At 56.7% G+C, this 8,682-nt stretch carries 8 protein-coding genes and 2 pseudogenes; 4 read left to right on the top strand and 6 right to left on the bottom strand.

The window, feature by feature from the left end:
• Together ACTH5D_RS14370 and sfsA are read left to right on the top strand one after the other, a co-directional pair.
• Positions 1–153 (top strand): annotated as a pseudogene (locus tag ACTH5D_RS14370) (aminotransferase); the annotation flags it as partial.
• Positions 150–938 carry a DNA/RNA nuclease SfsA gene (gene sfsA, locus ACTH5D_RS14365; RefSeq protein WP_441672413.1) on the top strand — a complete coding sequence of 263 codons (789 nt, stop codon included), beginning with the start codon at positions 150–152 and terminating at the stop codon, positions 936–938. The pseudogene ACTH5D_RS14370 and the gene sfsA, both read left to right, overlap by 4 nt.
• Here the strand turns inward: sfsA and metW are convergent.
• From metW to ACTH5D_RS14340, 5 genes are all read right to left on the bottom strand, one after another.
• Positions 885–1,478: a methionine biosynthesis protein MetW gene (metW, locus tag ACTH5D_RS14360; protein ID WP_441672411.1), complete on the bottom strand. Its 594-nt coding sequence runs from the start codon at positions 1,476–1,478 to the stop codon at positions 885–887. The two genes, sfsA and metW, sit on opposite strands and share 54 nt — an antisense overlap.
• Positions 1,478–2,689 carry a homoserine O-succinyltransferase MetX gene (gene metX, locus ACTH5D_RS14355; protein ID WP_441672409.1) on the bottom strand — a complete coding sequence of 404 codons (1,212 nt, stop codon included), beginning with the start codon at positions 2,687–2,689 and terminating at the stop codon, positions 1,478–1,480. The genes metW and metX overlap by 1 nt, the downstream gene beginning before the upstream one ends.
• An 84-nt stretch (positions 2,690–2,773) precedes the next feature.
• A complete protein-coding gene (locus ACTH5D_RS14350) occupies positions 2,774–3,367 on the bottom strand; it encodes a YggT family protein (RefSeq protein ID WP_096276186.1) in 594 nt (197 codons plus the stop codon).
• A gap of 38 nt (positions 3,368–3,405) precedes the next feature.
• On the bottom strand, positions 3,406–4,230 hold the full coding sequence (proC, locus tag ACTH5D_RS14345) for a pyrroline-5-carboxylate reductase (RefSeq protein WP_441672406.1): 825 nt from the start codon (positions 4,228–4,230) through the stop codon (positions 3,406–3,408).
• 75 nt (positions 4,231–4,305) lie between these two features.
• Positions 4,306–5,022, bottom strand: coding sequence for a YggS family pyridoxal phosphate-dependent enzyme (locus tag ACTH5D_RS14340; protein ID WP_441672404.1), 717 nt, complete (start codon positions 5,020–5,022; stop codon positions 4,306–4,308).
• A 32-nt stretch (positions 5,023–5,054) separates the two neighbouring features.
• Here ACTH5D_RS14340 and ACTH5D_RS14335 point away from each other — a divergent pair.
• Positions 5,055–6,066 (top strand): annotated as a pseudogene (locus ACTH5D_RS14335) (type IV pilus twitching motility protein PilT).
• A gap of 47 nt (positions 6,067–6,113) precedes the next feature.
• Here ACTH5D_RS14335 and ACTH5D_RS14330 read toward each other — a convergent pair.
• The gene (locus ACTH5D_RS14330; RefSeq protein ID WP_441672402.1) at positions 6,114–7,256 is read right to left on the bottom strand and encodes an anhydro-N-acetylmuramic acid kinase; all 1,143 of its coding nucleotides are present in this window, start codon (positions 7,254–7,256) and stop codon (positions 6,114–6,116) included.
• Positions 7,257–7,385: 129 nt separating this feature from the next.
• Here ACTH5D_RS14330 and tyrS point away from each other — a divergent pair, with 129 nt between their 5' ends.
• Positions 7,386–8,585, top strand: coding sequence for a tyrosine--tRNA ligase (gene tyrS, locus ACTH5D_RS14325; protein ID WP_441672400.1), 1,200 nt, complete (start codon positions 7,386–7,388; stop codon positions 8,583–8,585).
• Positions 8,586–8,682: the final 97 nt, after the last annotated feature.

The raw sequence follows: 8,682 nt of genomic DNA, 5'->3' as shown, positions 1-8,682 counted from the left end.
CGCCTGCTGCAGGAAGAAAATGTGGCCATCACCCCCGGCATTGATTTTGCCGTTCGGGGTGGCGAGCACCATGTGCGCATTGCCTTCACTAATGACGTTGCCCGCCTTGAAGAAGCCGTAGCGCGCATCGCGCGTTTTGTGAGCCGACTATGACGCTGACCTATCCCACGCTTGTGCCGGGCATTCTGCTCAAGCGCTACAAGCGGTTTCTTGCCGATGTTCGTTTAGACGATGGCCGTGAGGTCGTGGCGCACTGCCCTAATACGGGCTCGATGAAAGCGGTGAGCGTGCCGGGCTGCCGCGTCTGGCTTTCACCCAGCGATAACCCTAAGCGTAAGCTTGCCTGGACCTGGGAGTTTATTGAGCTGCCAGAGGCCGATGGGAAGGTGGCGCTCGCTTCTGTGCATACCGGCCGTGCTAACCGCATAGTGGAGGTGGCGCTAAACGACGGGCGTTTAGCGCCCTTGGCGGGCTACGCCACGCTGCGTCGTGAGGTGAACGTGGCCGATGCGCGGCTTGATTTTATGCTTGAAGATCCTGAACGGGGGCGGGTGTATATCGAAGTGAAGCAGGTCACTCTCAAAGAACCTGACGGCCACGGCTACTTTCCTGACTCGGTGAGCGTGCGCGGCACCAAGCATCTGCATGCCTTACGGGCGATCGCTGAGCAGGGTGAGCGAGCAGTACTGCTATTTTGCGTGGCTCACGAAGGTATTGCTGACGTGGCCGCCGCTGCGCATATTGATGCGACCTACGCAGCGGCCTTAGCGCAGGCCTCTGCCAGCGGAGTGGAGGTGCTGGCCTATGGTATTGACGTGATACGGGAGCAGGGCTGCCCCACCGGGGTGCGGTTAAACCGTGATCTGCCCGTGCGGATTGAGAGGCTAGCGGCGCCGGACGCGGAAGATGGCAATTTCACCGAACAGATTGGGCCATAGCCGCGATTTCCAGTGCCCCTGATGATCCCCCACGCCCACGGCGCGATCAACAATGACCAAGCCTTTCTCGCGACATAAGTGCTCAAAGTCATTGAACGTCGAGAGGTGGATGTTGGGCGTGTCGTACCAGGCATGAGGCAGCGATTTCGATACCGGCATGTAGCCGCGCAGGCCTAAATGGATGCGGTGGCGCCAATAGGCAAAGTTGGGAAACGTAATAATTCCTTCTTCGGCGACCCGCAGCATTTCATCCAGCATTTTGTCTGGGCGACGCAGCGCCTGTAGCGCTTGAGTCATGATCACTTGATCGTAGCTGTTATCGCAGAAGCTGCTTAAACCATCGTCTAGGTTGTGCTCTATGACGCTAACGCCGCGCGCCACGCAGGCGTTGATGCCGTCATGATCAATCTCTAACCCATAGCCGGTGACGCCCTTATTGCGCGCTAGGCTCTCGAGCAAATCGCCGTTGCCACAGGCAAGATCCAGCACGTGTGATCCTTCGGGCACCCAGTCGTAAATCAGTTCAAGATCGGCGCGCATTATGGCGTCTCCTCTTTGCCCAGCACATTGATGCCTAGCTCGTTGAGATGAAGCTCGCCGGCAGCGCGGCTCATGAAGGCGCTTAAGATGGCGTCGTAGCGTGGCTCTGAGAGTAAGAAAGCATCGTGGCCATGGGGCGAGTCGATATTGGCATAGCTGACTGATTTGCCCGCCCGGGTAAGCGCATCCACCAGCTCGCGCGAGCGCGACGGCGGAAAGCGCCAGTCGGTGGTAAAGCTAACAATCAAAAACGGGCACTGAGCGGGCGCCAAGGCTTTGGCAAAGTCGCCCCCTTGGGTGGCGGCAGGGTCAAAGTAGTCGAGTGCTTTCGTCATCAGCAGATAGGTGTTGGCGTCAAAGGCGGTAGAGAACGTATCGCCTTGATAGCGCAAATAGGACTCCACCTGGAACTCAACGTCAAAACCGAAGTTGAGATCATCGCTACGCAGGTCACGCCCAAACTTGCTGCCCATGGCGTCTTCTGACAAGTAGGTAATATGGCCCACCATGCGTGCCAGCTTCAGCCCACGCTTGGGCACCGTGTCATGCTCCGCGTACCAGCCGTCGAAGAACTCAGGATCAGAGCGAATCGCTTGGCGAGCTACTTCGTTAAAGGCAATATTTTGCGCCGAGAGTCGGGGCGTTGCGGCAATCACCACCGCGTTGGCAACGCGCTCTGGGTAGGTCATGGTCCACTGCATTACCTGCATGCCGCCAAGGCTGCCGCCCACCGCTGCCGCCCAGCGCTCAATGCCCAGATGATCAGCAAGCTGCGCCTGGCTGGCGACCCAATCGCTAACGGTCACCATAGGGAATTCCGGCCCCCACTGGCGGCCGGTTTCGGGGTTGTGGCTCACGGGGCCGGTGCTGCCGTGGCAGCCGCCTAAGTTGTTGAGCGATACAACAAAAAAACGGTTGGTATCGATTGCCTTGCCGGGGCCGATATGGGCATCCCACCAGCCGGGTTTACGATCCTCCTCGCTATGGTAGCCCGCCGCGTGGTGGTGGCCGGAGAGCGCGTGGCAAATCAATACTGCGTTACTGCGCTCAGCGTTAAGCGTGCCGTAGGTTTCGTAAATCAGCTCGTAAGCAGGCAGTACTTTGCCGCATGCCAGGGCGAGCGGCGTGTCGAAGCGTGCCACGCGCGGAGTAACAAGGCCGACGGAGCCCGTCGGCCGGTCTGCAAACGCAAGCGTATCTGAATCAGGCATTGAAGGCGCGAGTCCTGCTAATTAAGAGTGCGGCTGAATAGACCCTGCTAATCGAATCCATGATGAAAATGGGTTGGGCGGCGATCACAGCCCGACTAGCGCGCCGGAAATGCCGGCAGCACGAATCATCGAACCAACGATCAAGCTATCGATCAGGTTAATGGCAATAAACACGACGATAGGCGAGAGGTCAATCATGCCAAGCGCAGGAACGACTTTGCGCACCGGTGCCATAATCGGTTCTACCAACTGCATTACCAATAGAGCACCCGGGTGGCTGGCATTGGGAGCTACCCAGCTCAAGATAATCATCACAATCATGGCGAAGAAGTAGATTTTTAAAATCGCATTCGCCAAGGCGGCGATACCCGCTATTAATAGCCCTGGAATAGGCGGCATGCCGATACCGATGACCATGAAAATAGCGATGATGCTTACTACTTTTAATACGAAGCCAGCGGCGAGCGTTGCAAGATCAAAGCGACCGGCCACGGGGCCTAAAAAGCTCTGAAATAAGCCGACCAGCGGCTGAGTGATCTTAACCACCGATTGACTTAGCGGGTTGTAGTAATCCGCCCGTGACGCCTGCAGCAGAAAGCGCAGCATGAGTAAGAACAGATAAATATTGATCAGTGTGTTGACCAACATTAATCCTGCACTGCCTAATCCGTTGCCCATTATGATGTCTCCTTGGTGATTCGTTGCTGAACGGTTCTTTAGTCGCCGCTAAGTTCTTTGGCCATAGCCTGAGCACGATCGGCGCAGGCCTGCATAGCACCGGCAATGGTGGTGCGCAATTGTGCCGTTTCCATATGCGCAATGGCACGCTCGGTGGTGCCTCCGGGTGACATGACATTGTTCTTCAATGTCGCCGGGTCTTTGTCACTCTGCTGTGCCATGGTGGCGGCACCCAACGCTGTTTGAATAGCGAGCCGGCGTGCGGTAGCGGCGGGTAGGCCGAGCTTAACCGCCGCCTCTTCCATGGCCTCGAACATCAAAAAGAAGTAGGCCGGTGCACTGCCCGAAACGGCGGTGACGGCATCCAGCAGCGCTTCTTCTTCAACCCATTCCACAATGCCTACCGCTTCCATAAGCTGAGTAGCCACGTCGCGCTGTGCGTCGCTTACCTTGGCATTGGCATAAAGGCCGCTGGCGCCGTAGCCCACCAGCGATGGCGTATTGGGCATGCAGCGTACCATGGCATTATGATCGCCTAGCCAGCGGTCGATAGTGCCTGCATCAAGACCGGCTGCAATCGAGATAACGAGCGGCTGCTGACGCTGAACGCTGTCGCGCAAATTTTCGCATACGCTGCGCATAATTTGCGGCTTTACTGCTAATACCACGACGCCTGCATCGGCGACTGCCGCATTGTTATCTGTCTTTGTGTGTATGCCCAGACGCTTTGCCAGCGTTGCCAGCTCTTTGTTATTAGGTGCAGTGGCGGTGATGGTAGAGGGTGCCGCGCCGCTGTCGATTAGTCCGCCGATAATGGCACTCGCCATATTGCCGGCTCCAATAAAGGTAATCTTACTCGCCATTCTAGGTGTCCTTTAATAAACGTTGGCTCAGTGAAAGAGTGGGCTGCAGCAGGCAGCCGGATAGTTGTGGTTCGCCTAAGCCCTCTGGCGGGCGCCAAAAATGGCGGTGCCTAAACGCACCAGCGTAGCGCCCTCCAGTACTGCCGCTTCTAAATCGTCGCTCATGCCCATCGAAAGCGTATCAAGCGCGGCCTCAGGCAGTTGGCTCTGTAGAGCCGTTAACGCCTCACGCAGCGCGGCCATTGGCTGGCGCTGGGCGGCTAGCGTTTCCGCCGGGGCAGGAATCGCCATTAAACCTCGCAGGCGCAGGTTTGGCAGCGTGGCAACGTCGCGTGCTAGCGCTTCCAGCTCTTCCGGCAATACACCCGCTTTGCTATCTTCGTGGCTAATATTAACCTGCAGGCAAATATTGAGCGGTGCAAGATGAGCCGGGCGTTGTTCGCTAAGGCGCTGGGCGATTTTTAGCCGGTCGACGCTGTGCACCCAGTCAAAATGTTCGGCGGCGGCGCGGGTTTTGTTGGATTGAAGCGGCCCAATAAAATGCCATACAAGGCCTTCAAGATCCGCCAGCTCCGCCTGTTTCTCTAGCGCTTCTTGCAGGTAGTTTTCACCAAACTCACGCTGGCCAAGCTGCCAGGCCTGGCGAATCATCGCTGCCGGTTTCGTTTTGCTGACGGCCAATAGCGCTGCAGCGTCCGGGGCGCGTTTTGCGTCCTCTAGCGCCTGGCGCAGGCGTTCACAAGCCTGTTCGTATGAATGGGCGAGTGACTCGTTAAGCGCGATGTCTGACATACTCAAGCACCTTATCGCAGCTGGGAGGAGAGATGGATATTACCGAACTGCTAGCATTCTCGGCAAAGCAGAATGCCTCTGATACGTGTTGATGGCGACATTCGTCGGCTCAATGTGCCCGCTATCGACAATAACGATGTGCGCAAGTTGATTGACGACATCATGAATGATCGCCAGCGGCGCGACTACGCTGAAAGGTTGGAAACTGATTTTTCGTTTGAAATGCCGGGCATCGCACGCTTTCGCGTTAATGCGTTCACCCACGCCCGTGGCGCGGGAGCCGTGTTTCGTATTATCCCTAGCCAGGTGCTGCCTATGCAGGCTCTGGGGCTGGGTGAGATGTTTGAGCGCTTAGCCATGCTGCCGCGCGGGCTGGTATTAGTCACCGGGCCGACCGGGTCGGGTAAAAGTACGACGCTTGCGGCGATGATTGATTACATTAATGACCATCGATATGGGCACATCCTGACCATTGAAGATCCGGTTGAAACTGTGCACTCAAGTAAGCGCTGTTTGGTGAGTCAGCGCGAAGTACACCGCGATGCGCATAGTTTTTCTGATGCGCTGCGCAGCGCGCTTCGCGAAGATCCGGATGTGATTCTGGTCGGTGAGCTGCGTGATTTAGAGACTATTCGCCTAGCGTTGACCGCAGCAGAAACGGGACATCTAGTGCTGGGTACGCTGCATACCACCTCGGCGGCTAAAGCCGTTGATCGCATTATCGATGTTTTTCCTGGTGACGAAAAAACCATGGTGCGTTCGATGCTTTCTGAATCGCTCCAGGCGGTAGTATCGCAAACGTTGCTTAAGCGTCAGGGCGGCGGGCGGGTAGCGGCTCACGAAGTGCTCGTCGCCACGTCGGCAGTGCGCAACTTAATCCGGGAAGACAAAACGGCGCAAATCTATTCGGCTATTCAAACCGGCGGAAGTCTGGGTATGCAAACGCTAGACTTTGCGCTCGATCAGCTAGTAAAAAAAGGCTTAGTGAGCGCAGAAGAGGCGCAATTGCAGGCCAAAGGGGCGCACGCTCTGCAGGCGTCATAGCGCAACAGTGCGCGCACTTTCGTCACGGTGTGTACGTGTGGCGGGAATCAGCCTGCGTAAATGCCGCCGAGTACCCGTGGGCCTGCTGCACCGGTGACCGATGGCAAGTTGCCCGGCAAATGGTGTAACCGCTGGTGGGCCAGCCAAGCAAAGGCGCCTGCTTCGATCCAATCCTCAGGCCAGCCGTGTGCTGCCGGCGATGTGAACGTTGCTCTCGGCAGGTGATAGGCAAGCCGCTGCATTAAGTAGGCGTTATGGGCGCCGCCGCCAGCGGTGATAAGTGTGAGTGGGCCGTCATGGATCTTTAAGTGGTTAATGCCCTGGGCAACGCTAACCGCAGTGAGCTCGGCCAGCGTCGCCTGTACATCCTCGGCGGCTTCCTGGCCACTTAGATGTTTTTCTAGCCATGCCATGTGAAATAGCTCGCGCCCCGTGCTGCGCGGCGGCTGCTGCTGGAAAAAGGGTTCCGAGAGCAGCCGAACCAACAGCGCGTTATCTATTGTTCCACTTGCGGCCCAGGCGCCGTCCTGATCAAAGCGCCCGCCTTGGTGCCGCGCAAACCAGCCGTCCAGCAATGCGTTGGCAGGGCCGGTATCAAAGCCAATCACCGGGTCTGTTGGCTGGCTGGATAGCCACGTTAGATTGGCAAAACCGCCTAGGTTAAGCACCAGCTGATGTGCGCTGGCTCTGCCAAATAGAGCCTGATGGAAGGCGGGGGCTAGCGGGGCTGCCTGGCCACCGGCGGCTAAGTCGCGGCGCCGAAAGTCAGCAACCACCGTGCAGCCGGTAAATTCAGCCAGCAGGCTCGGGTTATCCAGCTGGAGGGTGTACGCCGGGCCGCCGTTGTGACCTAGGGGGGCGTGCTCAATGGTTTGGCCGTGGCTGCCAATAGCGCTGATCTGCGCATGGCTTATCGAGAGTGGCGCCAATAAACGTTGAACGGCTTGGGCCTGTGACTGGCAGAAAGCATGCTCAGCGGCTGCTAGCTTGGCAAAGCTGACCTCCTTAGCATGACAAAGTGTGAGTAGCAGATTATGCAGCGCGTCAGACATGGGTTCGGCATGCGTTGCCACTAGGCGTGGCGGTGATTCGCCTTCGATGATGATAAGCGCGGCGTCAATGCCGTCCAGGCTGGTGCCGGACATCAGGCCAATATAATAAAGCGGCGATGAAGCAGTAGGCGTTTTCATAAGCTAACTCGTGCAAAGCAGGGCGAAGTCTCAGCCAAGGCTCAACCAAGGCGAGCGAGCATGGTAACATCGTCGGCTATTTATCACCTGAGCCCGGCAAGGGCGGTTTTTTTATAGTGGAGAGAGGCAATGAGTGAGGTGGATCAGGCTTTAGCGCTGCTGTCGCGTGGTACGCAAGAAATCCTGGTAGAGGACGAGTTGAAAAAAAAGCTGGCCTCTGGGCGCAAGCTGCGTATTAAAGCTGGTTTTGATCCCACGGCCCCTGATCTGCACTTGGGGCACAGTGTTTTGCTGACCAAAATGCGCCAGTTCCAGGACTTAGGGCATACGGTCATCTTTCTGATTGGTGACTTCACGGGACGTATCGGTGATCCCACCGGGAAAAACGTTACCCGTAAGCCGCTTACCGAAGAGGACGTTAAAGCTAACGCTGAAACGTATAAGGCGCAGGTGTTTAAAATCCTTGATCCCGAAAAAACGGAAGTGCGCTTTAACGCCGAGTGGTTTGGCGAGCTAACCGCCGCCAAAATGATTGAGCTTGCCGCTCAAAGTACCGTTGCGCGCATGCTGGAGCGTGATGACTTTGAGAAGCGCTACAAGGCCAATCAGCCGATTGCAATTCACGAGTTTCTTTACCCGTTGGTACAGGGCTATGACTCGGTGGCGCTTGAGGCCGATATTGAACTTGGCGGTACCGATCAGAAGTTTAACCTGCTGATGGGGCGTGAGATTCAAAAGCATTTCGGCCAGGAGCCTCAGGTGGTCATCACCATGCCGCTGCTTGAAGGTTTAGACGGCGTGCAAAAGATGTCGAAGTCGCTGGGCAACTACATTGGTGTCGATGAAGCGCCAGGTTCGATGTTCAACAAACTGGTCTCAATGCCGGATAGCTTAATGTGGCGCTACTTTGAGTTGCTCTCTTTGAAATCGAACGAAGAGATTGATGCGCTTAAACAGAGCGTTGAGCAGGGCGCTAACCCGCGGGATATCAAAATGGAGCTGGCGCGAGAGCTGATAGCGCGCTACCACGGCGATGAAGCGGCGGCTAATGCGCATAAGTCGGCGGGTAATCAACTGGCCGATGGCGAACTACCGGAAGACCTGCCGGAAGTGACGGTCGATTTCGAAGGCAGCGAGCAAGCGCCCATTGCAGCAGTGCTTAATCGAGCTGAGCTTGCGAACAACAGTGCCCAAGCCAAAGATATGCTGGGTAATGGGCGCGTTAAAGTCGATGGCAACGTCGTTGCTAAAGATACAATGCTGGCCACGGGAAGCAGCTATGTAATCCAGGCGGGCAAGAAGCGTTACGCCCGTGTGACGCTTGTGTGAACTTTTTGCGCTTATTTTCACCATAGCCCTTGCCAACTAGGCAGCGAGTCCGTAAAGTACGCATCCGCTGCCGGGGACGCCAAGCGTTACCAGCGGT

Source organism: Halomonas sp. (genome assembly GCF_052095695.1).
In the GTDB taxonomy this organism is placed as follows: Bacteria; Pseudomonadota; Gammaproteobacteria; order Pseudomonadales; family Halomonadaceae; genus Vreelandella.
This window is presented reverse-complemented; position numbering and strand designations above follow the sequence as displayed.